This is a genomic window from Edaphobacter sp. 4G125 (assembly GCF_014274685.1).
Classification (GTDB): domain Bacteria; phylum Acidobacteriota; class Terriglobia; order Terriglobales; family Acidobacteriaceae; genus Edaphobacter.
Genome location: NZ_CP060393.1, coordinates 3,733,882 through 3,757,510, shown reverse-complemented (window position 1 = coordinate 3,757,510; position 23,629 = coordinate 3,733,882). Strand labels below are relative to the sequence as shown.

Annotated in this window: 27 protein-coding genes; 13 read left to right on the top strand and 14 right to left on the bottom strand. The window is 56.0% G+C overall.

From position 1 onward, the window contains the following. Positions 1–116: 116 nt before the first annotated feature. On the bottom strand, positions 117–1,508 hold the full coding sequence (locus H7846_RS15775) for an ATP-binding protein (RefSeq protein WP_186693448.1): 1,392 nt from the start codon (positions 1,506–1,508) through the stop codon (positions 117–119). A 68-nt stretch (positions 1,509–1,576) separates the two neighbouring features. Continuing rightward, positions 1,577–1,993, bottom strand: coding sequence for a fosfomycin resistance glutathione transferase (locus H7846_RS15770; protein ID WP_186693446.1), 417 nt, complete (start codon positions 1,991–1,993; stop codon positions 1,577–1,579). A gap of 62 nt (positions 1,994–2,055) precedes the next feature. Here H7846_RS15770 and H7846_RS15765 point away from each other — a divergent pair, with 62 nt between their 5' ends. Both H7846_RS15765 and tldD read left to right on the top strand, forming a co-directional pair. Continuing rightward, positions 2,056–3,252: a VWA domain-containing protein gene (locus H7846_RS15765; RefSeq protein WP_186693444.1), complete on the top strand. Its 1,197-nt coding sequence runs from the start codon at positions 2,056–2,058 to the stop codon at positions 3,250–3,252. A gap of 46 nt (positions 3,253–3,298) precedes the next feature. Then, entirely contained in the window at positions 3,299–4,738 is a 1,440-nt protein-coding gene (gene tldD / locus H7846_RS15760; protein ID WP_186693442.1) for a metalloprotease TldD, read from the top strand. A 58-nt stretch (positions 4,739–4,796) separates the two neighbouring features. Here the strand turns inward: tldD and H7846_RS15755 are convergent, their stop codons facing one another. From H7846_RS15755 to H7846_RS15745, 3 genes are read right to left on the bottom strand one after another with little or no spacing between them, the layout of a single operon-like run. Further along, positions 4,797–5,216: a hypothetical protein gene (locus tag H7846_RS15755; protein WP_186693440.1), complete on the bottom strand. Its 420-nt coding sequence runs from the start codon at positions 5,214–5,216 to the stop codon at positions 4,797–4,799. A 20-nt stretch (positions 5,217–5,236) separates the two neighbouring features. Further along, positions 5,237–6,097: a slipin family protein gene (locus H7846_RS15750; RefSeq protein ID WP_186693439.1), complete on the bottom strand. Its 861-nt coding sequence runs from the start codon at positions 6,095–6,097 to the stop codon at positions 5,237–5,239. Between the two features lie 12 nt (positions 6,098–6,109). Further along, entirely contained in the window at positions 6,110–6,529 is a 420-nt protein-coding gene (locus tag H7846_RS15745; protein WP_186693437.1) for a GntR family transcriptional regulator, read from the bottom strand. Positions 6,530–6,721: 192 nt separating this feature from the next. Here H7846_RS15745 and H7846_RS15740 point away from each other — a divergent pair, with 192 nt between their 5' ends. After that, positions 6,722–7,285 carry a hypothetical protein gene (locus tag H7846_RS15740; RefSeq protein WP_186693435.1) on the top strand — a complete coding sequence of 188 codons (564 nt, stop codon included), beginning with the start codon at positions 6,722–6,724 and terminating at the stop codon, positions 7,283–7,285. A gap of 75 nt (positions 7,286–7,360) precedes the next feature. Then, the gene (locus tag H7846_RS15735; RefSeq protein WP_186693433.1) at positions 7,361–8,089 is read left to right on the top strand and encodes a hypothetical protein; all 729 of its coding nucleotides are present in this window, start codon (positions 7,361–7,363) and stop codon (positions 8,087–8,089) included. 27 nt (positions 8,090–8,116) lie between these two features. Here the strand turns inward: H7846_RS15735 and H7846_RS15730 are convergent, their stop codons facing one another. Continuing rightward, on the bottom strand, positions 8,117–9,154 hold the full coding sequence (locus H7846_RS15730) for a ThuA domain-containing protein (RefSeq protein WP_222597520.1): 1,038 nt from the start codon (positions 9,152–9,154) through the stop codon (positions 8,117–8,119). A 94-nt stretch (positions 9,155–9,248) separates the two neighbouring features. Between H7846_RS15730 and H7846_RS15725 the strand changes: the two genes are divergently transcribed. Then, positions 9,249–10,178 (top strand): VWA domain-containing protein, encoded by a 930-nt coding sequence (locus tag H7846_RS15725; RefSeq protein WP_186693431.1) that lies wholly within the window; start codon positions 9,249–9,251, stop codon positions 10,176–10,178. A gap of 29 nt (positions 10,179–10,207) precedes the next feature. Here the strand turns inward: H7846_RS15725 and H7846_RS15720 are convergent, their stop codons facing one another. After that, positions 10,208–11,071, bottom strand: a complete 864-nt coding sequence (locus H7846_RS15720) for a glycoside hydrolase domain-containing protein (protein WP_186693429.1) — start codon at positions 11,069–11,071, stop codon at positions 10,208–10,210. A gap of 66 nt (positions 11,072–11,137) precedes the next feature. Between H7846_RS15720 and H7846_RS15715 the strand changes: the two genes are divergently transcribed. Genes H7846_RS15715 through H7846_RS15695 form a run of 5 tightly spaced genes read left to right on the top strand, consistent with a single transcriptional unit; the run spans position 11,138 to position 15,375 of the window. After that, positions 11,138–11,671, top strand: a complete 534-nt coding sequence (locus tag H7846_RS15715; protein WP_186693427.1) for a YfiT family bacillithiol transferase — start codon at positions 11,138–11,140, stop codon at positions 11,669–11,671. 6 nt (positions 11,672–11,677) lie between these two features. Continuing rightward, positions 11,678–12,100 carry a GNAT family N-acetyltransferase gene (locus tag H7846_RS15710; protein WP_186693425.1) on the top strand — a complete coding sequence of 141 codons (423 nt, stop codon included), beginning with the start codon at positions 11,678–11,680 and terminating at the stop codon, positions 12,098–12,100. A gap of 19 nt (positions 12,101–12,119) precedes the next feature. Continuing rightward, a complete protein-coding gene (locus H7846_RS15705; RefSeq protein WP_186693423.1) occupies positions 12,120–13,748 on the top strand; it encodes a hypothetical protein in 1,629 nt (542 codons plus the stop codon). A gap of 20 nt (positions 13,749–13,768) precedes the next feature. Then, a complete protein-coding gene (locus H7846_RS15700; protein ID WP_186693421.1) occupies positions 13,769–14,539 on the top strand; it encodes a copper resistance protein NlpE N-terminal domain-containing protein in 771 nt (256 codons plus the stop codon). Continuing rightward, positions 14,536–15,375 carry a glycoside hydrolase family 16 protein gene (locus H7846_RS15695; RefSeq protein WP_186693419.1) on the top strand — a complete coding sequence of 280 codons (840 nt, stop codon included), beginning with the start codon at positions 14,536–14,538 and terminating at the stop codon, positions 15,373–15,375. Before H7846_RS15700 ends, H7846_RS15695 begins: the two co-directional genes overlap by 4 nt. An 11-nt stretch (positions 15,376–15,386) precedes the next feature. Here H7846_RS15695 and H7846_RS15690 read toward each other — a convergent pair whose 3' ends face one another. From H7846_RS15690 to rpmE, 3 genes are all read right to left on the bottom strand, one after another. Then, positions 15,387–16,733 (bottom strand): tRNA dihydrouridine synthase, encoded by a 1,347-nt coding sequence (locus tag H7846_RS15690; protein WP_186693417.1) that lies wholly within the window; start codon positions 16,731–16,733, stop codon positions 15,387–15,389. Further along, the gene (locus tag H7846_RS15685) at positions 16,730–17,137 is read right to left on the bottom strand and encodes a hypothetical protein (protein WP_186693415.1); all 408 of its coding nucleotides are present in this window, start codon (positions 17,135–17,137) and stop codon (positions 16,730–16,732) included. Before H7846_RS15685 ends, H7846_RS15690 begins: the two co-directional genes overlap by 4 nt. A gap of 83 nt (positions 17,138–17,220) precedes the next feature. Further along, positions 17,221–17,451: a 50S ribosomal protein L31 gene (rpmE, locus tag H7846_RS15680; RefSeq protein WP_186693414.1), complete on the bottom strand. Its 231-nt coding sequence runs from the start codon at positions 17,449–17,451 to the stop codon at positions 17,221–17,223. A 742-nt stretch (positions 17,452–18,193) separates the two neighbouring features. Between rpmE and H7846_RS15675 the strand changes: the two genes are divergently transcribed. Beyond that, positions 18,194–18,946 carry an ATP-binding protein gene (locus H7846_RS15675; RefSeq protein WP_186693412.1) on the top strand — a complete coding sequence of 251 codons (753 nt, stop codon included), beginning with the start codon at positions 18,194–18,196 and terminating at the stop codon, positions 18,944–18,946. A gap of 25 nt (positions 18,947–18,971) precedes the next feature. Here the strand turns inward: H7846_RS15675 and H7846_RS15670 are convergent, their stop codons facing one another. Beyond that, positions 18,972–19,163 (bottom strand): hypothetical protein, encoded by a 192-nt coding sequence (locus tag H7846_RS15670; RefSeq protein WP_186693410.1) that lies wholly within the window; start codon positions 19,161–19,163, stop codon positions 18,972–18,974. Positions 19,164–19,330: 167 nt separating this feature from the next. Between H7846_RS15670 and H7846_RS15665 the strand changes: the two genes are divergently transcribed. Then, a complete protein-coding gene (locus tag H7846_RS15665) occupies positions 19,331–19,924 on the top strand; it encodes a DUF2393 family protein (protein ID WP_255460679.1) in 594 nt (197 codons plus the stop codon). A 223-nt stretch (positions 19,925–20,147) separates the two neighbouring features. Continuing rightward, the gene (locus tag H7846_RS15660; RefSeq protein WP_186693408.1) at positions 20,148–21,062 is read left to right on the top strand and encodes an OmpA family protein; all 915 of its coding nucleotides are present in this window, start codon (positions 20,148–20,150) and stop codon (positions 21,060–21,062) included. Positions 21,063–21,285: 223 nt separating this feature from the next. Here H7846_RS15660 and kdsA read toward each other — a convergent pair whose 3' ends face one another. From kdsA to H7846_RS15645, 3 genes are read right to left on the bottom strand one after another with little or no spacing between them, the layout of a single operon-like run. Beyond that, positions 21,286–22,110 (bottom strand): 3-deoxy-8-phosphooctulonate synthase, encoded by an 825-nt coding sequence (kdsA, locus tag H7846_RS15655; protein WP_186693406.1) that lies wholly within the window; start codon positions 22,108–22,110, stop codon positions 21,286–21,288. Positions 22,111–22,144: 34 nt separating this feature from the next. Continuing rightward, complete coding sequence (locus H7846_RS15650) at positions 22,145–23,101, bottom strand: bifunctional helix-turn-helix transcriptional regulator/GNAT family N-acetyltransferase (protein ID WP_255460678.1); 957 nt, start codon at positions 23,099–23,101, stop codon at positions 22,145–22,147. 53 nt (positions 23,102–23,154) lie between these two features. Beyond that, entirely contained in the window at positions 23,155–23,613 is a 459-nt protein-coding gene (locus H7846_RS15645; RefSeq protein ID WP_186693404.1) for a DUF1641 domain-containing protein, read from the bottom strand. Positions 23,614–23,629: the final 16 nt, after the last annotated feature.

The following is a 23,629-nucleotide window of genomic DNA, read 5'->3' as shown; positions in this document are numbered from 1 at the left end:
AATAGGAAGATATAAATTTTTCTGGTATGCAAAACGCTATATCCGAAGGGTGGTCGCTTTTCTGGCATTTCGCAGAATGCGTCTGCAGGGGGTTGCAACCAATCGATGTCATCTCTTCAACGGTCGTTTATTGGCAGAGAGATTCGAAACTCTGTTCGTCCTGGTACAGAATCGAATTCGATTGCGCCATCGTTATGCCGTACCAGTCGCTGCGCAATATCCAGCCCCAATCCTGTGCCCTGTCCCATCGGCTTCGTCGTAAAAAAGGGGTCGAAGATGCGGGATTGAATTTCGGCCGGAATGCCGGGTCCATTGTCGATCACGCGTACCACCAGCCGTTGCCCCTCGTGTCGCGCGATCAATTTGACACACCCTCCTGCGGGTGCTGCATCCAGCGCGTTATCGAGCAGGATGCCCCATATCTGGTTTAGCTCACCAGTGAACCCTGAAATTTGTGGCAGATCAGGCTCCAATTCAAGCTCTACTTTTACCGATCTTTCAATAGCCTTCGCGTTTAACACCATCACGGTGTCATGTATGCCTGTGCCGGGATTCAAACGATCTGAAATCATTGCCTGGTCCATATGCGTAAAGCCCTTGATCGCTCTTACCAGTGTCGACATGCGTGTCGAACAGCCTTGGGCTTCCGATGCCAAGCTACGAATCGCCAGCCGTGAAGCCGTCGATCGGATTACCGCATTCAATGCGGTTCCAGATACCTCTGTAGCCAGTGCATTCAGCGCGTCCAGCGTGGCATCGGTCTCAGCCAGTGCTGGGGCGCTTGAAACATTCAGGTCTTTTTTACTCAGCCAGTCGGAGATAGCTTCTTCGCGATCCACCTGTTCTATGGTGGATCGTGGCGATTTGTTCTTCCGCGCAAGGCATGCCTCGCGAAATGTATCCGCGGCCGCCAATTGACTGTTCGACAGCCTCGCCGTCTGCAGTTCCCGCATCGCGACTTCACAATCCTCGAGCCGGTCGATCAACAGACACACGCTGCGTTCGATTGCAGCGGCTGGATTCCCCAACTCGTGGGCAAGCCCCGCCGATAGCTTTCCCATCGAGACCATTTTCTCGTTCTGCAGCTCAGTGGAGGTAAACAGCTTTGCGCGATCCACCATTTGATGCACCAAGATCGACGTGATTCCAAAGCACTCACGAATCATCTCTGGAATGTGATCACGATGCAGCTCGAGCATCTCCAGCCGCTCCTGCACGATCGAGTTTCCCGGCGCATTCACCAGACGGGAGTACGGAAGCAGACCTGTGACATCGCCAGGCTGAAACTCAACCAGTTTTACCGGTCCGGCGCCTCGGTCGACGAACAACGCAAGCCGCCCGGAAAAGAGAACATACATCCCTTCGACTGGCTGCCCTTTGTGCGACACCAGCTCACCCGTCTCAAGACTGCGAAGAATTCCGTGCTTTACCAGCCACTCCAGCTCATGTACCGGAGCCGGACCCAGTATTCTGTGCTGCTTTAAGCGTTCAATAAGAAGATCAGTCATGGTTTACACGCGCAAAAACCACAATCCGAGGGGCCCTGCCAAAGGTACCAGATTTTTTGTCCTTCCCATCACGTAGCAGGAAACAGAATCAAATCCTTCGGCGGTCTGTCTACCAACACCTTCAACCGGTCTTGCAGGTTCGAAATATGAATCTCCAGCTTGTGCCCGTTGGGGTCAAGAAAATAAAACGACTCCCCAGGACTTCTGTTCTCCTGCCAGCGCTGCACGCCTGCCGCTTGCAGCTGCTCCACCATCGCTGAAAATTCAGCGACCTCGACCGTAAAGGCAAGATGCGTGTATTCCGGTAGAGCGCTGTTTCGTGTCGTCTCATCCAGACTGAGACAGATCCAGTTCCCGCCCGCCTCCAGATATGCTCCCTTGTACCACCTTGCTCGCGGGGTCATTCCCAAAATCTCTGCATAGAACCGGAACGAAACCTCCAAATCGCGCACGGCAAGCGTAATGTGATTAATCCCTTTAATCATTCGGCCATTATCATCGTCTTTTTCTCAAGGCGATACACTCATCGTGGGAGAGGCTTACAGCTATGCTGGCTCGTACCGTTGCTGCGCTGACTTCTTTTCTGTTCTTCTCCGCAGTACAGGCGCAGACTACTGCGCCTGCTCAGGCCCCTACACTCAGCACCCGTTCCACACTCGTCCTTGTTCCTGCACTGGTGCGCAATAAAGCGGGCGAGCTGGTCTATACCCTCTCTGCAGAGGATTTCACTTTAACCGATGATGGAATCCCACAAAAGCTCACACTCGAGCAGGACACTGGGGGCGAACCCCTGGCTCTTGTCGTCATCCTTGAGGTCGGAGGTGCAGGAGCTCGCGAGTTCAATAAATTCGCCTCCATCGCTCCTCCAATGTCTCCCATGCTCGAATCCATCATCGGCAATGTTCCTCATAAGGTCGCCGTTGTCACCTTCGACAGCCATCCAGACCTTTTGCAGGACTTTACTCCCGACATCGATACCGCCGCTACCGCGCTCGAGACGCTAACTCCTGGATGCACTCGACAGCATCATCTTGAAAACTGCGCTTCGTCCCAGGCAATCCATAACGTTCCACTCGGCGATAACGGAGCTGCGATCCTCGACAGCATCGGCTTTGCCGTTGATCTTTTGCGAAAACAACCCCTCGAGTATCGCCGGGCGATTCTGCTCATCAGCGAAACGCTGGATCGAGGCAGCCAGACCAGCATCGACGATGCAATCCGCGCCGTCAGCGATACCAACACCACCATCTACAGCATCGCCTTTTCCACCGGAAAATCCGAGGCCAAACACTACGGCTCGCGCGAACTCCCCATAACGGCGGCAGGTACCCTGGGGGAGAATCCCAACCCCAATCCTCCTCATGGCTGCATGGGCAAAGACCCCAACCCCGATCCCGACGCCACCCACAACAAAGCGATTCAAGCCTATGACTGCGCCACACAGCTCTTGCCGCCTCTTGCCCTTGCAAAGATGGCGGCGATCATGGTCTCCGATGGACTCAAACGGAACATTCCCGAAACCGTCGCAAACCTGACCGGAGGAGAGTACTTCAAACTGACGAACGCCAAAAATCTTGATCGCGATCTGGTGACCATCTCTAACCACATCCCCAATCGCTACATCCTCAGCTTCCAGCCGCAATCGCCCCATCCTGGGCTGCATGCCCTCGATCTGCGGCTAAAAAACTATTCTGATCTTCATATCACCGCTCGTAACGGCTATTGGGCCGACCCCGCCCAGTAGGGCTCGACTTGCTGCTCCCTTCCTGGCTGCCTATCATCAAATCAACATGACTATTCCTACCCCCGACCACAAGCGCTACTTCACCGATAAGCTTGGCGTCTCTGAGCGTCTTATGGAGCGCTGCCTCGCCGAGGCCCTCTCCGCCGGGGGCGACTACGCCGACCTCTACTTCGAGTCCGTCACTTCCACCTCGCTCGGCATCGACGAGTCCATCGTCAAGACTGCTGCCCAGGGAGTCTCGCTCGGCTGCGGTGTCCGCGTCCTCTCCGGAGAGCGCACTGGCTATGCCTACACCGACGATCTTTCCTCTGCGGCGCTTCTCAAAGCTGCACGTACCGCGGCCCTTATCGCCAGCGGCCCCGCGAAAGAACTGATGCAGGGGTTCCGCCACACTGAAGGGGACTCGCTCTACCCCATCACCGGAGCCACCGCCGACGCAGAGATCGCCCAAAAGCTCCAGCTCATCCAGCGTGCCGACGCCGCTGCCCGCGCTTACGATTCGCGCATTACGCAGGTCCGCGCCAGCTTTTCCGACGAGTTGCGCCGCATCCTCGTCGCTGCTTCGGACGGCACCTTCGCCAGCGATACGCAGCCGCTTTCGCGCTTAAACATCTTTGTCCTCGCCAAGGACGGTGCCAACACTGCCCGCGGAACCAGCGGCGGCGGCGGACGTATCACCATGGACTTCTTCGAAGACGACAAATCGCCTGAGCACTTCGCCCGCGAGGCGGCACGCACCGCCATCCTTCAACTTGGAGCCGTCGATGCCCCCGCCGGCGAGATGGAAGTCGTCCTCGGTCCCGGCTGGCCCGGCGTTCTTCTGCACGAAGCAGTCGGCCACGGCCTCGAGGCTGACTTCAACCGTAAGAAGACCTCGGCCTTCGCCGGACTCATCGGACAGCAGGTTGCCAGTCCCAAAGTCACGGTCGTCGACAACGGCCGTCTTCCCAATCGCCGCGGCTCCATTAACGTCGACGATGAGGGCAATCCCACCCAGGAGAACGTCCTCATCGAGAACGGCATCCTCAAGGGCTACCTCTCCGACAAGCTCTCCGCCAAGCTGATGAACATGCCCAACACCGGCAGCGGACGCCGCGAGAGCTATCATCACATCCCCATGCCGCGCATGACCAACACCTACATGCTCAACGGTGACGACATGCCAGAGGACATTATCAAGTCCGTAAAACGCGGTCTCTACGCCGTCAACTTCGGCGGCGGACAGGTCGACATCACCAACGGCAAGTTCGTCTTCTCCGCCAGCGAGGCCTACTTGATTGAAGACGGCAAGGTCACTCGCCCTGTCAAAGGCGCGACACTCATCGGCAACGGCCCCGAAGCTCTCAAATACGTCTCCATGGTCGGCAACGACCTCGCTTTAGATGAAGGAATCGGAACCTGCGGTAAGTCCGGCCAGTCCGTACCCGTAGGTGTAGGCATGCCAACGATCAAGCTCGACAAGATGACCGTTGGCGGAACGTCCTAGCCGGGTTCGAAAACGCGATCACTAAGGGCACGGCTCCAGCCGTGCCAAATCCCTGACACTATTGCCGCTGCAACTGTCCCGTCTGCTTTACTAACTCAGCCGTTGGACTATCCGCGCCACAATCCAGACATTTAATCTCCGCCTTCGTCTCCGAGTCGAAGACCACCTTCACCCGCGCAAAACCGCCTGGAACCCTATCCATCTTCATCTCGAATAAGAGCGTGTTCCCCTCCATGTGAGGACGCAGCACCGTGTGCGGTTCTACAACCATCACTCGCTGCGAGTGGCCGTCAATGCCATAGAAGACAACCGTACCGCCCAGCTCTCCCGCATCGTTTGCCAGGGTCAGCGTAACTCCCGGCATGCCATCGAGCGTTGCCTGCCACAGCCCCAATGGAACTGCCTTTGCACTCTGCGAAACCACCGCATCCGCCGCAAAGCCCAAGAAACACACTGCTGCCATCATCATCGTCTTCATCGCTTCGCTCCTCTCTTCCGCTATGACTGCTTCGCTACCGCCGTCAGGCCCAACGTTGCTCCCAACCCCATACTCTCAATTGCCGAAGAAGGCACGACCACCATCGATCCCTTCTCACGCATCGACTCGTACAGCATGTTCATGCCACGCAGATGCAACGCTCCCGGATTGTCGTTGTAAACGCGTGCCGCCTCCGCAAACTTCTCCGATACCTGCACCTCTGCGTCTCCAAGAATCACTCGCGCCTGTCGTTCGCGCTCCGCTTGCGCCTGTTGCGACATGGCATTCTCAAGCGTCTGCGGAATGCGAACATCACGAATCTCAACTGACTGCACCGTAATTCCCCAGGGAGTCGTCTTCTCATCGAGAATCCTCTGCAGTTCGTGGCCCAGCGTCTCGCGCTCAGTAATCATCTGCGCCAGTTGATGACGTCCTATCGACTCCCGCAATGCCGTCTGCGAGCTAAGGCCAATGGCTTGCGCAAAATCTTCCACTTCAAGAATGGCTTTCTCGGGATTCCAAACGAGCCAGAAGACGATCGCGTCTACATTCACCGGCACGGTATCGCGTGTAAGTGTCGACTCTGCACTGACCGTACTGACACGAACTCGTTGATCGACCACCCGGCTCAGCGTCTCCAGTACGGGAATGATGAGTACAAGCCCTGGTCCTCGCAGGCCTCTATAGTGTCCGAAACGAAGCACTGCAACTTTTTCCCACTGGTTGACGATTTTTATAGCAAAGAGGAAGTAAACACCCACAATCGCCCCTGCCACGATAGGAAGAGGTGAGCTCGTTGCACGAGCGACGAGAATACCGAGCAGTAATGACGCACAAAAGACCAGCAGACCGACGTTACTGAACTGATTGCGACGGAACACGGCTACCTCCTGTTACTTCCTGCTTCGAGCTTCTGATGAAACCTGTCGAAGAGCCTCGAGAAGCTCGTCGACCTTGATGCCTGCCGCACCTGCACGGGCGACAAACTCCGTCACCATCTGCGTAAGCTGACGCTTTCGTTCGTCCTTCGAGTACTGCACCTGACGCTCCGCCACGAAAGTACCTGTCCCCTGCTGTGTGTCGAGGACCCCAAGTAATTCCATCTCCCGATAGGCGCGAGCTACTGTATTTGGATTGATCGCAAGATCGACAGCCACGCGGCGAACGGTCGGCAGTTGCTGACCAATCCGCAGAGCTCCAATCGCAATCGCCGCCTGAACCTGGTCGATCAATTGTCGATAGACTGGCACACCACTGCGCGAATCCAGACGAAAACTGAACTCGGAGCTATCGGACTGATAGGGTGTTGCCATAATTGACAATGTACTAGTATACTAGTACATTGTCAATATAAATTTTTTCTGCAATATCTACATCACTGCCCGGGCCCCGCTCATGCTAAAGACATGAACGGGAACAATCGCAAAACGCAATCCGCTTACTACCTCCTGCTCCAAACTCCAAAGAGCCGCGAGCATCACTAACTTCGTGATAAAAAGCGGAACATGCACATTGCAGGCTCATGGATTCTGCTGCTCTTCATCATTCTTCTGGCAGTCGTTACTCTCGTGCTGTTGCATCTCACAGTGGTTGGCGAGATCCTCCACCAAAGAATCCCCGATCGGCCGCATCGACGTCTGCTTCTCGCTTCCGTCTCGTTCTTCATTACCTTTCTCGCCGCCCGGCTTCTCGTCTACTCCATCACGCACCACGTCGGGCCCTTCGGATACGTCATCGTCGGCGGAAGGCATATTCATCACCTCGTATGGGGAATCCTCCTGCTGTTGCTCAGCGGCTATGCCACGCTTGTCGAAGTTGGCACAGGAACCACTCCTGCCTCCATCTTCTTCAGTCGGCTGCTCTCGATCGCCTATGGCGCAGGCGCCGCACTCACCCTCGACGAGTTCGCCATCTGGCTCAATCTCGATCCCAACGCCTACTGGTCTGCTCAGGACCGCGAAAGCATCGACGCTATCATTCTGTTCGGCGCGCTTCTCGCCATCGGAACCTGGGGAGCGCCTCTGCTGCGCAAAGCTCGAGAAAACTCCGCAAATGCGCCCCAAAAGTAGGATTGCCCCTCTCCGGTTTCAGTGCAAAATTGGATGAAATACATCGCAAATCGAATCTGAGGACGACCCAGTTTTATGGAAATTGAGGTTCCGGAACACCCCATCACCACCTGGAAAGAGTTTTTCATCCACATGGGCACCATCGTGCTCGGGGTGCTGATCGCCATCTCGTTCGAACAGACCGTGGAGTGGATGCATCATCGTCATCAGCGCCATCAGCTTGTCGAAGACATGCACGACGAGGCCGAAGAGAATATTCGGATCATCGAGGAAGATACCAGGCTGCTCCATCAGGAGCTTGCAACATTACGTTCGGTTGCCGATCGGCTGAACAGCGCTAGGGTGAATAAAGGCTATATTTCCATCGATCTGGCGAACGAACTCAACCCGCAGTCGCAGGTCGAAAATATGACGTCGCCCTCGCGGGGAACCTGGGCTGTTGCGCGCAATGCTGGATTGGTGCCGCTATTGAAGCATGAACAGGCACGGATCTATACGCGTCTGGACTTCGAGGCCGAACAGGAACTCAAGGCCGAAGATGAAGCCACTCTGCGCTATAACGACCTTGGCGCTATCCTGGACACGCATCAAGCTACAGGTGGCTCACGCTATCAACTTCGTTTCTCGGTTGCCGATCGCGATCTGGCATCCCAGAAGCTCCACAGCTACATGATGGCTCAGTCGGTTGTACTCACTCGGTTGGGGTTCTGGAAGGGCGCCAGCGAGGCCGTTGTACATGGTGTCAAGACAGAAGAAGAGATGATGCCTTATCTTGCCGAAGCCGTTAAAAAGGCGGCGCCATAAGCGCCGCCTTTTATCTCCCACCGCAAACTACTTTTCGCTGGGGCTATCGTTTGCGGGCAAGTCTCCTAACGCATACTGAATCCCGGCCAGCAGATGCTCCATGATGGGCGTCATGGCATAGATGTGTTCGCTATGGCCGAGCGCCATATAGAAAACACGTCCTTTCTGCTCATGCCGAATCCAGCTGAGAGCGTAGTCGCCATCGGTGCGCTTCGTCGCCGCCGGTTCCTTTGCCTTGTCGGCATCGCTCATCTTTGCATAGTCGACACTAGTCAGCACATGAACCCGCTTCCGCGAGAACGAGTCTTGCGCGAAGGTGTAGATCTCGTCGTGGATCGTAAATGGCCCATGAAACATCTGGTTCAACGGGCTCTTGGGATCGTCGATCTTGACCGTAATTTCCTGCGGATAAACCCAGTGGAATTTGAAATAACCGCCGATCATGATGTCGAAGTCCGGCCATGTGCCCGTAGGCGCAGGCCCCGACGTGTGATAGCTGTCGCCAGCAGCGTGGATACCTGCCAGTCCCTTGCCTTCGCGTACGAATTCGAGCAGTGCCTTCTTGCGCGCCTCGGTTGCAACCGGATCCTTTGGATCGTCCAGAAAGCCCAGCGTCGTATTGTCGAGGAAGATTGCGTCATACCCTGCAAGGTTTTCGGCGGTAATCTGTGCGGGGTCGTAGGTAATCGTTGTGGACCATGCACCTGTCTTTTCGCCGAGCTCCTTCACCGTCTCGGCGGCCAGCGGAATCGATGAGTGCACAAAGCCGGACGCATGCGCCAGCACCAGTACCTTACGGGCCTTCTTCGGCTTTGCATATGCTTTCGACGGCAGGTTGTCCAGCATGGCAACGTAGTCTTCAAGCTGCGGCTTCTGGATCTGCACGCCATCCTGAATGCTCTGCTTCCGTGGAGGACTCGGAAGAGTCTTCTCCTTCAGTTCTGCCGTTGACAAGGCATTCCCGCTCTGCGCCATCGCCTGGAAGCAGCTCACGGCAAACATGGCAGCAATCGATAGGACCAGTTCTCCCCTGCGAAAACGAGGGGACCGCAACAGTTGTCTCATAAGCCTCCTGGAAAACACCACCAAGGATAATCGATAACGGCATCGGCTGCGTCTAAGCGTAAGCGATGAGCCGTTAACGTCTTTCTAAATAGCAATGAACCTCTATCGAACCATCTCGCTTCTGTGCGTTGTTGTACTTCTTGTGCAGGCTCAGGATATCGATTCCCAGACTACCCAAAATCCTGCGGCCTACAATCTCAAGGTTTCCGTAGATGAGGTTGAGCTCACTTTCCACGCCACCGATCCGCAAGGCCTCTCCGTTAATGATCTTCGCCTCGATGAACTTCACATCCTCGACAACGGCCGTCCACCTCGGCGCACTGTTCTCTTCGAAACTCTTCGCGACCTTCCTATCCGTGCTGGCATCCTCATCGACACCAGCTCCTCCATGGAGCAGAACCTTCCGTCCGACCAAGCTATCGCTGTCGCTTATGTCCGGCGCATTCTTCAGATGAAGACCGATCAGGCATTTGTTATGGATTTCGGTCGCCGGTTTCAAATGCGCCAAACATGGTCCAACAATCCTGATGTCCTAACCTCGGCGATCCATCAGACTCGTATCTTTCCCTCGACGACTGCAATCCTCGATACCGTCTACGCCGTGTGTCGCTACCAGTTTGGCAAGCTCGATCATGCCGCCAGCGGTAACTTCATCCTGCTTTTCTCTGACGGAGAAGACGACGCTTCCTTTCTCTCCCTAGAGGCAGCAGTCAATATGTGCCAGCAGACGAACACCGCCATCTATGCCTTCCATGCTGAATCAAACTCCGGCTCGACAGGAACTGCCACCCTTGCCCAACTCGCCTCTCAAACAGGAGGCCGTGTCTTCCGCGACAGCATCTCGGCTTCCGAAATCGACGACGACCTCCATCTGATCGAGGCAAATCTTCGTAACCAATATCGATTGATCTATAACCCTACTGAACTCAAACGTGATGGAACGTTCCACCGTATCGTCGTTGTGCCTCCAGAACGCATAGCCCGTATCAATGTTCGCTCTGGGTACTATGCGCCATCTCGCTGAAGCTTATGGGATGGACGGACGAAACTGTCTTATCGGCCGTGCGAGGGATCATCAGAGATGGCGACGCTGAGATCGAGATCGACGACTCCGGCGATGACACAATCATTATTTGCGGCGTAGGTCTTGGCGCAGGCGTGGGTGATCTTCGGCCGGCGTGGAGACTGTGCATACTGCCATACATCGATGTTGGGAGTTCCGGCAGCGGCGATGGGTGGCGGATTGAGAGTGCAGCCGTTCGAGGGCGGGCAGGCATCCTGGTAGACGAAGAGCGCGACCGAGTGCAGGTGTTTTGCTGCGATCTGCTCGCGGACGTCCTGCGCTGTAGTGATGGTTTTGCCGGGATCATCCTCGACAGGCTGGCCGCTGAGGTAGATGCCGGGTTTGTACGTCGATGCCGCGATAGCCTCAGTCCAGCTTAAGAGATATGCTGCCTGTTCAGGAAGTAGTCGGCCACCCTCTTCCTGGTCGAGAAAGATAATGCTTCCGTCGGGAAAGTGCTCGCGTCGGGCTGCGAGGATGGCTGCTGCTGCATCCTGTTTGCCGAGCTTGGCAGGAGAGATTTTGCGGCGGTTTGCCCGTATGATCTCGGCGTCGAGTCGGCCATTGAAGAGAACTAGAAAGCCAAATTTATTTTTGTGCAAGATCTCGCGCTTGCCCTGCCAATCATTTGTTGTTTCGCCAGGAGGATTATTCAGCCAGTAGCCAGTGAAGGAAAAATGCTGCTTCAATGCAGGCAGTGCAGCATCGCCGGGGTAGTGATTGCGGTCGAAACCCAGCGAAGGTCGCGGATTCTGGGCCAGGATCTGTTGAGAGAAGGCGAGGGCGAGCGTGGCCAGGCCGAGTGTAAGGATCGAAAGATTATGGCGTACCGGTCTTCTTTTCTCAGAGTTCATCGCATAGCTATGCTAGCTTTTCTTTAGAGAGCCCGATAGACAAGAAGACAAATAGGAGCGAATCGGATGAGTGTTACGGCAACAGATCCGCGTTATCCCATTGGAAAATTTGAGCAGCCCGAAACCATCACTCCCGAGGAACGTTTGAATGCAATTGCAACGCTGGCCGAGCTACCGGAGAATTTACGCAATGCAGTGGAAGGGTTGAGTTCAGGGCAGTTGAACACTCCGTATCGCGAGGGAGGTTGGACGGTACGGCAGTTAGTCCACCATGTTGCGGACAGCCACATGAATGCTTTTATCCGCGTTCGGCTGGCGTTGACGGAAGATTGGCCGACGATCAAGCCGTATGATCAGGCAGCATGGGCGAAGTTGCATGATTCCGTGGCCCCGATCGAGTGGTCGCTCGAACTGATTGAGAGCCTTCACGCCCGTTGGGTCATGCTGCTGCAGTCTTTTACGGAGGAGCAGTGGAAGCGTGGGTATCGACATCCGGAGAGTGGAGAGACGATGCTGGATGTGGCTACGTTGCTGTACGCGTGGCATTCGCGCCATCACGTTGCCCACATTACTCATCTGCGCACGAAAGAAGGCTGGTAGATCACGATGAGTTTGATACAGATAGCAGAAAACAGCGAGCAGATTGCTCGCTGTTTTTCGGTCATGCATCAGCTTCGTCCGAAGCTCCGGGAAGAAGAGTTCGTAGCGCGCATTCAGCAACAGCAGCGCGAGGGTTATCGTCTGGCCTTCCTTGAGTCTCAAGGGAAGATCGTGTCGGTTGCCGGATTTCGGGTGATGCATGTGCTTTGGAGCGGCAAGACGCTCTATGTGGACGATCTGATTACGGATGAGGCAATGCGCTCGCGTGGCTTTGGTGAACAGATGATCGCATGGCTGGTAGCTCGTGCCCGCGAAGAGGGATGCGAGACCTTCTCGCTGGATTCAGGGACACACCGGCAACAAGCACATGCCTTCTACTTCCGCCAGGGATTGCGGATTACCGATTTTCACTTCCAAACACAGCTTTAAAGTGTGGTAGCGTTCGGCTATGCCTTTAACCTGTGATGCCGGTTCGACGGGCAGCAGAGCGCGTAAGCCAGCCGAGGAGCAGTTGCCGGAGAAGATCTCCTCCTCCATTGCGGACTTTCTCCTGGAGTATCCCGCCGCGGTGATTCTCGAAGATGGCCGTGTCGTCTTCGATATGCGTTCGGCGAAGTACCGTCTCGATACGGAGCATGGTCGGTGCACGCTCCATCTTTGGAGTGAAGAGGCAAATTTTGTGCGCCGGGTGATGGCAGCCGAAAGGCGGAAGGGCTCGCTGCGGTTGTCGGTGTTGCGCTTTGGACAGACGAGATCGCAGACGCTTGAGATAGTTGCCGAGCGAGAGCGCAGGACTCCCTCTACACGCGAGGCGACGCGAGTGAAGTATCTTCGCGTGCTGGCGAGAGTTCTGGCACGAGCTTTTCCGCATTGGAAAGTGGATGGATTGCGGACTGCGATGGATCTGGAGAAGAGTTTCGGTCCGGAATACGCTCGCGGTGTGTTGGTGCAGGGGCAAAGTGCATGGGCCGTAATTGCGGTCAACCCAGAGGAGACGCAGGCGACGATTGACGGCATTCTGACGATCGGCATCCTGTGGCTGGAACACTGTCGGTCTACAGGCGATGGCCGACGCGTATGGCAGGGGTTGAAAGTGATCGTTCCACAGGGAGCAGGAACCCTTACGGCAACCCGTATGCGATGGCTCAATCCACGAGCTGCGCAGTGGGAGCTGTGGGAGCTGGATTCGCAGACGGAGGAGTTGGAGCCGCGCGAGACGAATGATACCGGCAACATCGCAACGCGACTGATTCATGCACCGGATCACAATGCCGTGCGCGAGCGTTTTGCTATGGCAATCGAGCGTGTCATGTCGTTGGTACCCGAAGCGATGCGGATGCAGGTAGAGATCATCATTGCGAATAGTGCTGAGGTTTTGTTTCTACTGCATGGGCTGGAGTTCGCGCGCATTCGCGCAGGATATGCGGGGAACTCGTTCAACGTGCAGGAAGCGATTACCTTTGGCGCGGGTGCAAATGAGACAGCATTGACTTCGGACAATGAGGGGATGCTGCGTGAACTGGTAGCGCGTCTCTTTGAGCGGCGGCAAGCAGAGGGTGACAAGCGCGATCCGCTGTATCGGATGCAGCCGGAACGATGGCTCGAAAGCGTGTTGCGACGCGACCTTGAGCCGCTCGATGCGCATCTCGATGCCAGGCATGTCTACACGCAGGTTCCGGCTTTTGTCGGTGGAGATCGCGGCATGCTTGATCTGCTGGGCGTGTTGCGGGATGGTCGTCTTGCCGTTATGGAGCTGAAGGCCGAAGAAGATCTGCATCTTGCCCTGCAGGGGCTGGACTACTGGATTCGTGTGCGCTGGCATCATCTTTGTAGGAACAATAATGTTGGCTCGTGTGAGCTTCAGCGAGCTGGTTATTTTGGCGGAGTCGTTTTGTCGCCGCTCGCTCCAAAGCTTTATCTCGTGGCTCCGGCGTTGAGGGTGCATCCGGCGACGGAGATTGTGTTGCGCTATCTGTCTCCTGAGGTCGATTGGGAGCTGGTGGCTTTGGATGAGCGCTGGCGACGCAAGGTGAAAGCGGTCTGGCGCAAACGAAGTACGGATCGTCGTGAGGTGTAAGCAGGCCTGGAGGTGCGGAAGTGCGCTTATTCTATGCAATCGTGTTTGCCGCTCTTATATGTGGAGCATTTGCCGAAGCCAAGACGGTAACGATGGGAGAGGCAGATAACCATACTTCGGTTGCGCTGAATCAAGGGGACACGCTTGTGGTGGAATTACCCTCGACGCTTCCGGGGCAATACAGATGGGTTTCGCATCTTGCCAAAGGAGGGGCCTTGAGCCCGCAGGGAGATTCGCTGATTCCTGCTAGAGGTGAGAACGGGAATAAGGGTGAGGGGAGACAGCAGTTCCGCTATAACGCCGCACTGGTTGGAGAGACAACATTGCACCTTGCTTTTGAGATTGAGAAAAAGCAAGCAGGCGTTGTATCGGTAACCTCCCGTTTCTTGGTGCAGGTGCGGGTGTCCTCGGGTGCTCCCGCGCCAGGGGATGCAGTTCTGATCGGTCGCTATAAAGGAACGTTGCCGTGTGCGGATTGCAGCGGGCTCGACACAGAACTGCGGTTATATGCGAAGAGTAAGTTTGATATGACCGATGCGTTTTATGTGGAGACGAGCACCTATCGCGCCACTCGCAACGGAGATGTTTCCTACAGCGATCGCGGTTTGTGGACCGTGCTGAAGGGAAGCGCAGTGGACCCGAATGCCACGGTGTATCAGCTCAATCCAGATAAGCCTTCCGAAGCGCAGGCGTATCTTCTGAAGCAGAATGGGGCAGCGCTGGAATCGTTGGATCGTGGACTGAAGCCGATTAACACGAAGATGAACCTGACGCTCAGGAGAGTGCAATGAAGGTCCAGCGATTAGCAAGGTGGATTGGCTTTGCGGTTCTGCCGAGCGTTCTTTGTGTTGCTATGGAAGCCAAGGCTCCTGCGAAGAACGCGCACACCGGATGGAAGCTGGTGTGGAACGATGAGTTCAATGGACCCGATGGCAGCCCTCCTGATCTGGCGAAGTGGACCTACGATACTGGCGGACGCGGATGGGGAAACAAAGAGCTGGAGAGCTATACCTCGCGTCTCGAGAACGTACAGCAGCGTGGCGGAAACCTTATAATCACGGCCCGAAAGGAAAGTTACACAGGGCTGGATGGGATTGAACGGCCCTATACTTCGGCGCGGATTAAGACGCAAGGCGTTTTCGCGCAGACTTATGGACGGTTTGAGGCGAGGATGCAGCTTCCGCTGGGGAAAGGCATCTGGCCTGCGTTCTGGATGCTCGGCGAGGACGTTAAGACAGCATCGTGGCCGGCTTGTGGCGAGATCGACATGATGGAAAATATCGGCGAACCGGATGTGATCTACAGCACGCTGCATGGGCCGGGATACAGCGGAGCGAAAGGGATCTCGCAGAGGTTTTTGTTGCCTGCAGGAGAGGCTGTCAACACCGGCTTTCATGTCTATGCGGTGGAGTGGACGCCGAATGACATCAAGTTTTTCTTCGATGACAAGTTGGTTGTGGAGCGCACGCCGAAGGACCTCCCTGCCGGGACGAAATGGGTCTACGACCATCCTTTCTTTCTCATCCTGAATGTTGCGGTTGGAGGAGCGTGGCCGGGGAATCCGGATGAGACGACGACGTTTCCACAAAAGATGCTGGTGGATTACGTGCGGGTGTATTCACGATAGCCGAGCGGCGGTCAGTCGCAGTAGGCGGCCTCGGTTAGCAGCGTTGTGTCGTCGTCCTGAACGGGTGCTGTGTCTGCTTCGTCGGGTAAGTTCTGGTGGGTTTCGAAGAACTGCTCGACGGCGGCGATGACTGCGTTTCCGTTTTTGGACTCGAAGATCTGCTTGCGGAGAGCTCCTCCGCCGGGGACTCCGTGAGTGAACCAGGCGGCGAACTGCTTCATCTTGCCGACAGCGTCACGGTTGCGTTTTTCACGAGCGATTTGACCAGAGGCAATGATGGCTTCCGCACGCGCGGCCTCAGCAGCCTCTTCGAGAGCGATCTCATCGACCAACATCTGGAAGTAGGTGCGGATCATGCGGTAGCGATCTTCGTTGGTGGGATGATCGTAGGTGCCGATGCCCGATGCTTCCTTAGATGCGGTGTACTGTGCAATCTGGCGGAAGATCCACGGATTAGCAGGCGCAGTGCGGCCGATCATCACGGCGTCGCATCCTGTCTTTTCAACCATGGCTGCGGCGTCTTCAGGAGTGCGAATGTCGCCGTTGCCGATGACGGGGATTTTGACCGCGCCTTTGACGGCGGCGATGTACTCCCAGCGGGCCTGGCCGGTGTAGCCGTCCTCGCGGGTGCGGGCGTGGAGAGCGCAGGCGTTCAGGCCGCAGTCCTCTGCCATCTTCGCCAGCTCGACGCAGACGATGTGGTTGTCGTTCCAGCCCATGCGGAACTTGACGGTGAAGGGAATCGTAACAGCGGCGCGTATTGCCTTGAAGATGCGTTCGATCTGCGGCAGGTCTTTCAGAAGACCGGAGCCGCCGTTGCAGGCAACCACTCGCTTGGCGGGGCAGCCGAGGTTGAGGTCGACGATGTCGAAGCCAGCGTCCTGGACGATGCGAGCCGAGTCCGCGAGAGTCTCAGGATTCGAGCCAAAGAGTTGCGCAGAGATGGGGTGCTCGTCGTCGTAGTAGGTGAGATAGCGCTTGCGCTTGGTCTCGCGCATGCGAGAAAGGCCATCGGCTGAAGTGAACTCGGTCATGATGAGTCCGCAACCGGATTGCTGGTTGGTGGTTTCTGCTTCGACTCCTGTGGTGTCGGAAGCGAACCGCGGGTCCTTCGACTTCACTTCTTCGTCGCGCCGCTCAGGATGACAATTTTGTGATGATGACGTGAATTGGCTGGCGTTCTTGATGAAGCGGCGGAAGACGGTGTCGGTGACTCCGGCCATAGGAGCCAGCACTGTGGCCGGTGCTATGGTGACGCTTCCGACGGTGAAGCTGGCGGGCACACGAGCATGGGCAGGCATCGCGTGTTCGACGGGCGAGTCCCACTTCTTCTGCTCGAGTGTGTAGCGCTTCTTCATCGTGATCTAGTTGCCTTCTTTTTTATGGCTTTCTTTGCAGTTTTCTTTGCCGTCTTTTTTGATGACTTCTTTGCAGGTTTGCGTCGCTCTTCTTTGGGGAGCGAGGCGACATAAGCCTTGGATTCGAGGAGCAGCTTCGTGTTGCCGGGAGCGGCGATATTGGGAACCACAACCCACTCGCGCATCGTTCGTTTACCCATGACAAGGAACTGAAACTCACTGTCGGCGGCGATCAATTCGGCGATGCGAGTTTCAGGAAGCTTCAAGGCAGCGCTCTCGTCAGGACGGGTGAAGGCGAAGATCTTTCTGTCGACCATGAGACAGCCGTGGCCGCGATCGATTTCAGCGGTCGAACCGGAGATTCGCCGGGCAAGGTCTGCTGCGAGCTGCTGACGGAGGTTCATGGGAGGCTCCGATAATGGGCTGATTTTTATACATTACAAAGGCCTCCAGACGGAGGCCTTTGTAATGTAGCGCTTTACTCCGCTTACTTGGCTGCCGCTTTGCCTGCGTCGGACTGGGCGAATTTGCGACGGAAGCGCTCGACGCGTCCGGCGGTGTCGACCAGCTTCTGCTTGCCGGTGAAGAACGGGTGGCAGGCGGAGCAGATTTCGAGGACGATGTCGCCCTTGTGTGTGGAGCGCGTCTCAAAATGAGTGCCGCAGGCGCACTTCACGGTGATGGTCTCGTACTTCGGGTGGATTCCTTCTTTCGGCATATCGGTCCTTTCGCAAGGCGTTCTTTACGCTTGCGTTTTGAGATTGGCTTGTACTGGTTCGCGGATCGCTTGCAACGGTGTGATCACGTTACATCGATGTGCCTGTCGCGATGCCGGTGTGGCAAGTTCTTTCTATTTTAGCATCTTCCGGCGGTTGTCTTAGGACGCCGATGGAATCGACCCCCCCTCCCCCAAAGTTGCGCAAAGTATTCCATTTAAAAGACTTAGCTCGGTACTTCGACCGCAAGATACTCAAAACAAATGGGTTGACAGCCAAAGTACTAATTCGAAAGGAGACGGAGATCTCTTTCTGATTCTATTTTAGCGGAGCAAGGTGGGTAAATCCGCATCGTTTGGAGGCTGATTTCTAGAGTGTAAGTGATTTCGATTGAGCTTGATGCGGGTTTTGAAGGAGGAAGAGAGGGCTTGACAAGGGTCTTCCGCTGGGTGTTCTGCAAATACAGAATTTTCCCCATTCAACTCGCTGGGCTCGATCAGAGCAGGCTGCCTCGATTGTGCTCAGGAGCTCAGGATGAGGGAAGGAATAAAATCGCAATTCTGTTCGGTTCTGTAGACGGTATTTTCTTGTGAGAGAGAAGCAGGTTCTTCCACTACGGCGGCAGAGCCGCCTCTGGCCGAAACAACACGGTTGGGGTGGGGAATAGACATTTTTTTTTCCATAGATGTGAGTTGGATTCGCACAGGTAGAGGAGTTGCCAGTGCTGCGATACTGGTAACACCGATGGCTGAGGTTTGTGCAATCTGCGAAGGTGCGGGGCTGCGCGTGGTGGAGCGCGATGGGCAAAGGTTTGCCCAGGAGTGTGTCTGCCGGATTCAGCAGCGCGCACAGCTTCGGTTGAGGCGGGCGGGGATTCCTCGCAGATATGAGCACTGCACGCTGGAGAGCTATGAGACGAACTTTCCTTCGTCGCATCGTTCGCTTGGGCCGGCTCTGCTGCGGGCGAAGAAGTTTGTCGAGAGCTATCCGCTGGAGACGGACGGCACCGGGCTGTTGCTGACAGGTTCGATTGGTGTAGGGAAGACGCACCTGGCGGTGGGGATTTTACAGGCTCTGATCGATAAAGGTGCGACGGGATTGTTTTTCGATTACCGCGATCTGCTGAAACAGGTGCAGAACAGCTACAACCCGCAAGTCAGGGAGACAGAGCTGGAGATTCTGCGGCCGGTGTTTGATGCCGAGGTGCTAGTGCTGGACGAACTGGGTGCGGCCAAGCCTACGGATTGGGTGTGGGACACGGTCGCGCACATCCTGAATACGAGATACAACGATCGACGGACGACGATTATTACGACGAACTATCCCAACCTGGGACCGCTGGTTGTAGGCGGAGATGGAGCGGCGCGCCTGCGCGAAGAGACGCTGGGGGACCGGATCGGCGAGCGGATGCGGTCGCGTTTGCAGGAGATGTGTGTCGTGGTGGAGATGCAGGGGCAGGACTTCCGGCAGAAGGTGAAACGGGCGAGCTTCGCGTAGGGAAAGGGCGTTGTTCTGCCCTGATTTACATGACGGTGGCGAGCAGGATGAGTCCGGCGGTAACGGCGGCAATGCGGTAGGCGTAGTCAGCAGCCCGCGAGAAGGATGTTGTTTGAGTCGCCGGGGCATCCACGAACGCAGCGACAGGTCGAATCTGCGCGAGAGGACTCTTGTCGTCTGCTGTCTTGTCAGTCCGGAAGCCGATTGGGGGAGTCATGGCTCGCTCACTTCTCCTGCTGCTATAGCAGTAGATGTCCGTCTATGACCCGATGATGCACCAGGAAGTTGTTCCTGGCGATGAAAATCCGACTAAGTTTTGCCATACGAAGTCTTGGTGGTTCCTTGCCGGGCCGGTGGCGAAGGCTGCGGTATAAAATTTCGGCCATGAGCGACCAGAATCCGAGACCAGACGAGACAAAAACCTCGAAGCCGCAGAAAGACCTTTCCGTTGACCCGCTGACGGCTCCGTCCCCGGAGATGTTTGCCCCTCCGCCAGCCCGTTCGGGTGGGATGCCGCTGTCGGCGTGGCTGATTGCCGGAGCGGTGGTGCTGGCGATTGTGGCCGGACTGCTGTTGGCAGGGCATCGCAAAATCCCTGCAATCACCGGCATCCGCCCGCTCGACTCGTATGCAGCCAATCTTCCGCTTACGCAGTTGCAGATGAGCGAATCGACGAGCCTCTCGGGAGGGAAGTCGACGTTTGTCGATGGCCATATCCGGAATTCGGGTGCGGCGACGGTGACGGGAGTGACGGTGCAGGTGCTGTTTCGCAACGAGGAGCAGATGCCTCCGCAGATTGAGACACTTCCGCTGGCCTTGATCCGGACACATGAGCCTTATGTGGATACCCAACCGGTCAGTGCGGCTCCGTTGAAGCCGGGAGATGAGCAGGAGTTTCGCTTAATTTTTGAGTCGATTCCGGCGAACTGGAACATGCAGATGCCGGAGATCCGGGTGATCGGGGTGGAAAAGAAGTAACGCGGTGAAGTTCTGCCTGTCGGTCACTCAGAAATAGTTACCGGGCAGCCGGAAGAATTTGCAGGCATCAAAAGAGCAACGCATTTCTTCTCTGTAGGGTGAAGGATTTAGTTCTATTGTTTTCAATTGTTTACCTCCTTTTTCTGGTTTGGCATAGGAGATGCTCTTATCAGGGGTACACGGGCGTCTGAAACGGCAGACGCAGTGTATGAGGAGCGAAAACATGATGAAAACCGGAACTCGATTTGGTCTCTCAGTTGTAGTACTCGGCACGGCGATGGGTATGAGCGCACTGGCTCAATCGGCGACGCAGTCCACCCCGGATCAGAATCAGAACGCACCACAGGCTCCAAGCAAGATGAGCGTCGATGACAGCTCAACGTATGCCACCGGTAAGCCGCTAGCGCCAGAGTCTAAGGAAGGGTTCTGGGGACACCTGAATCCGCTGGCCCGCAAGAAGTGGGTTCACAGGCAGGTGGATCCGATCAAGGACCGGACCAACGAACTGGATCAGCTGCAGGCAAAGAATGCCAATGATATTCGCGACGTAGATTCGCGCGCTACGGCCGGAATCAACAAGGCGCAGAGCGCAGCCGATCTTGCCGATCAGCACGCGACGGACGCTTCGAACCGCGCTAATGCAGCCCAGACAACAGCTACCAACGCAAGCAACCGTGCAACTTCGTTGAACACCACGGTCAGCAATCTGGATCAGTACCAGGAGGTTTCCGCGACCTCGGTGAAATTTGTCTCCGGCCGCACGACACTGGGTCCGAAGGCAAAGGCTGATCTCGATGACGTAGCGGCCAAGCTAGCGAACGAGAAGGGTTACATCATTGAGGTACAGGGATATAGCCGGTCTGGCGTGCAGACGTCGCAGGCAATGGCTGATTCCGTGGTTCGTTATCTCGTAACCGAGCACCAGGTTCCCGTCTACCGGATTTACCGGACTGGAATGGGAAGAAATACGGCTAAGTCAGTCGATGGCGAAAAGGCTGTCACTAACGGTGTCCGCGTGACGTTGCTGCACAACAGCCTGGCAACGATGGACTCCAATTCTGCATCCAACAGATTACCGTCTTCGCCCCAGCAGTCTTCACACACGGGCGTAAGTGCGCCACCCGAGACAAATCAGTAAAAGTAGCCCTCCCCCAAAAGGGCGGCATGGATTTGTTCTGTGTCGCCCGCAAGTTTAGCGGTTTGTCGGAGAGCGGCCTAGATCGCTCCCACAATAGACTCTCCTAACCAGAGAGAACCAAGGCAGATTGGCCCCTCACGCGAGGGGCCGTTTTTTTTAATGATTTGAAACCTAATGGGGAGGAAGAACCAAGGGAGAGCCAGTTGCAAGTTATATAAAAATGCTAGGCCACCGCGTTATGGATTGCAATGATTTGTTCAAGCATGCCCCGAAGATGGTTCAGGTGCAAGGCATTGGCACCGTCGGATTTAGCGTGTGGAGGGTCGTTGTGAACCTCGAGGAAGACACCATCTACTCCTGCGGCGACTGCGGCACGAACGAGGACGGGGATAAATTCTGGCTGGCCACCTGAGACTCCGTTGGCGGCGGAAGGCGTTTGTACAGAATGAGTTCCGTCGAAGACGACGGGGGCAAAGGCCCGCATGATGGGGAGTGACCGCATGTCGACGACGAGGTTGTTATAGCCAAAGCTGGCTCCACGTTCCGTAAGTGAGACCCGGTCGCAGCCGCTGTCACGCACTTTTTCGACGGCGTGGCGCATATCGGCAGGAGCGACGAACTGGCCTTTTTTGATGTTGATAGCCCGGTTATGCTGCTTTGCCGCAGTGGCCGCAGCGATCAGCAAGTCGGTCTGGCGGCAGAGGAAGGCAGGGATCTGGAGGAGATCGACGGCTTCGGCTACACGTGGGCAATCTTCGGCGGTGTGGACGTCGGTGAGGACAGGCAGGCCGGTAGTTTCGGAGATAGTACGCAGGATGCGGGTACCTTCCTCGACACCGGGGCCACGGAAGCTGTGGATCGAGGTGCGGTTCGCCTTATCGTAGCTGGCCTTGAAGATATAAGGGATGCCGAGATCAGAGGTGATGCGCTGAATAGAGTCAGCCATCATGCGGGCGTGTTGTTCGGATTCGATGACGCAGGGGCCGGCGATGAGAAAGAGCTTGCCGCGGCCTACGGAGATGTTGCCGATTTCGAAGGGATGATTCACGGATTCAATTTTAGCGAGTCAGCAAGCCAGAAAGTTAGAGAAGAAGTTCCCAATCCTGGGAGATGAGGTTCTTGCCAAAGCTCTGATGAGGCTTTTCCTGGAGTAGACGATAGCCTTCTCCCTCGTAGATGCGTCGTGCGGAGGTGAGGACGGAGTTGGTCCACAGGACGATACGTTTATAACCCGCGCTATGAGCGAAAGCAGTGCACTGCTGCACGAGGGTGCGACCGAGTCCCAGGCCACGAGCGGAAGGCTCAACGAGCAGGAGACGCAGGCGCGCTGTGGTGGCGGGATCTGAGTCCTTATCTTTGACGAGGAAGACGCATCCGAGCCTTTCGCCGTTGCGTTCGGCGATCCAGCAGTGTTCACGTTCCGGATCGAGTTGATCGATAAAGTCTGCGGTGATGCGCGCTACGAGGGCTTCGAAGCGCGCGTCCCAGCCATATTCCTGGGAGTAGCGCAGGCCGTGTCGCTCGACGACCCAGCCCATGTCGCCGGGGCGATGCTGACGGAGGATAACCGGTTGAGCGGTGATGGAAGATGAGTCTGAACGTGGTTCCAGCAAGGACTGAATTGTGGCCATAGAGCGGGTGAGCTGGTCACATTGTTCGGCGGAAAGAGGTTGAAGCAATGCCTGGACCTGTTGTTTCGAGCGTTGATTCAAGGTTTCGAACTTTGTCTGTCCTGCCGCAGTGAGCGAGAGCAGATTTTGACGGCGATCGGACTTTGAAGAGTGGCGGCGAATCCATTTGGCGGAGGAGAAGGACCGGAGGATTCGGCTGAGATAGCCGAGATCGAGGCAGAGCTCGGCTGCGATCTCTGAGGCTGTCGGCTGATTCCGGTTGGCAATCTCATAAAGCACGCGCGCCTCAGCAAGAGAGAGTTTGCTCTGGAGCAGGTCTTCGTTGAGAGTGCCAAGAAGCCGCGTATAGAAGCGACTGAAGCGCCGGACGGATGCAATGTCGGATTCGGAAATAGAAGGGCGATTCATATTTGACATCGTCAATTAAATAAATTGACGATGTCAAATATATGGGAAAAGTCCTATGCTTTCAATGATTTTCCGAAATTTGTGAGAAGTAGGGTAAAGAAGGAAAGTCCGCGTCGCCCGTCTTCGCTGGTGGCTCGGCGGAAGATCTGCCAGAAGGAGGGTGTCTTTTTCTCCTGTCGATGCTGGTCGGAGCTTTGACGCATTGCATCGGTAAGGGGAGCGAGTACCTTTGGATCGAGCGATGCGAAGATCTTTCCCAATTCGAGCAAATTGAGTAGAGCATCTTTGCCTTCAGGAGTGTTCGCAGCCTCGGCAAGCTGGCCGGCGATCTTGTCGCGGGCATAGATGAGTCCGTGGATTGCGTCGAGGGTACCGTTTTCATGCGCAGCCTGGAGGATGTCGTAGACGACGAGGAGAGCTTCGGCGTGTTCGCGCGGAGCGCTGGCGAGGCGGCGTTCCAGCTCAAGGTGGGGATCAACGGGTTGCGGCTTGAAGGAGAGAGGGACGGCCATATTTCAGCTCCAATAC

Bases quoted from the DNA above. Each gene is read 5' to 3' on its own strand.
- H7846_RS15650 (WP_255460678.1), bottom strand. From the start codon at position 23,101: ATGAATCGCCCTTCTATTTCCGAATCCGACATTGCATCCGTCCGGCGC.
- H7846_RS15675 (WP_186693412.1), top strand. From the start codon at position 18,194: ATGGCTGAGGTTTGTGCAATCTGCGAAGGTGCGGGGCTGCGCGTGGTG.
- H7846_RS15775 (WP_186693448.1), bottom strand. From the start codon at position 1,508: ATGACTGATCTTCTTATTGAACGCTTAAAGCAGCACAGAATACTGGGT.
- H7846_RS15645 (WP_186693404.1), bottom strand. From the start codon at position 23,613: ATGGCCGTCCCTCTCTCCTTCAAGCCGCAACCCGTTGATCCCCACCTT.
- H7846_RS15665 (WP_255460679.1), top strand. From the start codon at position 19,331: ATGAGCGACCAGAATCCGAGACCAGACGAGACAAAAACCTCGAAGCCG.
- H7846_RS15660 (WP_186693408.1), top strand. From the start codon at position 20,148: ATGATGAAAACCGGAACTCGATTTGGTCTCTCAGTTGTAGTACTCGGC.
- H7846_RS15705 (WP_186693423.1), top strand. From the start codon at position 12,120: ATGCCTTTAACCTGTGATGCCGGTTCGACGGGCAGCAGAGCGCGTAAG.
- H7846_RS15710 (WP_186693425.1), top strand. From the start codon at position 11,678: ATGAGTTTGATACAGATAGCAGAAAACAGCGAGCAGATTGCTCGCTGT.
- H7846_RS15765 (WP_186693444.1), top strand. From the start codon at position 2,056: ATGCTGGCTCGTACCGTTGCTGCGCTGACTTCTTTTCTGTTCTTCTCC.
- H7846_RS15670 (WP_186693410.1), bottom strand. From the start codon at position 19,163: ATGACTCCCCCAATCGGCTTCCGGACTGACAAGACAGCAGACGACAAG.
- H7846_RS15695 (WP_186693419.1), top strand. From the start codon at position 14,536: ATGAAGGTCCAGCGATTAGCAAGGTGGATTGGCTTTGCGGTTCTGCCG.
- H7846_RS15685 (WP_186693415.1), bottom strand. From the start codon at position 17,137: ATGAACCTCCGTCAGCAGCTCGCAGCAGACCTTGCCCGGCGAATCTCC.
- H7846_RS15720 (WP_186693429.1), bottom strand. From the start codon at position 11,071: ATGAACTCTGAGAAAAGAAGACCGGTACGCCATAATCTTTCGATCCTT.
- H7846_RS15770 (WP_186693446.1), bottom strand. From the start codon at position 1,993: ATGATTAAAGGGATTAATCACATTACGCTTGCCGTGCGCGATTTGGAG.
- H7846_RS15735 (WP_186693433.1), top strand. From the start codon at position 7,361: ATGGAAATTGAGGTTCCGGAACACCCCATCACCACCTGGAAAGAGTTT.
- H7846_RS15740 (WP_186693435.1), top strand. From the start codon at position 6,722: ATGCACATTGCAGGCTCATGGATTCTGCTGCTCTTCATCATTCTTCTG.
- H7846_RS15715 (WP_186693427.1), top strand. From the start codon at position 11,138: ATGAGTGTTACGGCAACAGATCCGCGTTATCCCATTGGAAAATTTGAG.
- tldD (WP_186693442.1), top strand. From the start codon at position 3,299: ATGACTATTCCTACCCCCGACCACAAGCGCTACTTCACCGATAAGCTT.
- rpmE (WP_186693414.1), bottom strand. From the start codon at position 17,451: ATGCCGAAAGAAGGAATCCACCCGAAGTACGAGACCATCACCGTGAAG.
- H7846_RS15725 (WP_186693431.1), top strand. From the start codon at position 9,249: ATGAACCTCTATCGAACCATCTCGCTTCTGTGCGTTGTTGTACTTCTT.
- H7846_RS15755 (WP_186693440.1), bottom strand. From the start codon at position 5,216: ATGAAGACGATGATGATGGCAGCAGTGTGTTTCTTGGGCTTTGCGGCG.
- H7846_RS15730 (WP_222597520.1), bottom strand. From the start codon at position 9,154: ATGAGACAACTGTTGCGGTCCCCTCGTTTTCGCAGGGGAGAACTGGTC.
- H7846_RS15745 (WP_186693437.1), bottom strand. From the start codon at position 6,529: ATGGCAACACCCTATCAGTCCGATAGCTCCGAGTTCAGTTTTCGTCTG.
- H7846_RS15690 (WP_186693417.1), bottom strand. From the start codon at position 16,733: ATGAAGAAGCGCTACACACTCGAGCAGAAGAAGTGGGACTCGCCCGTC.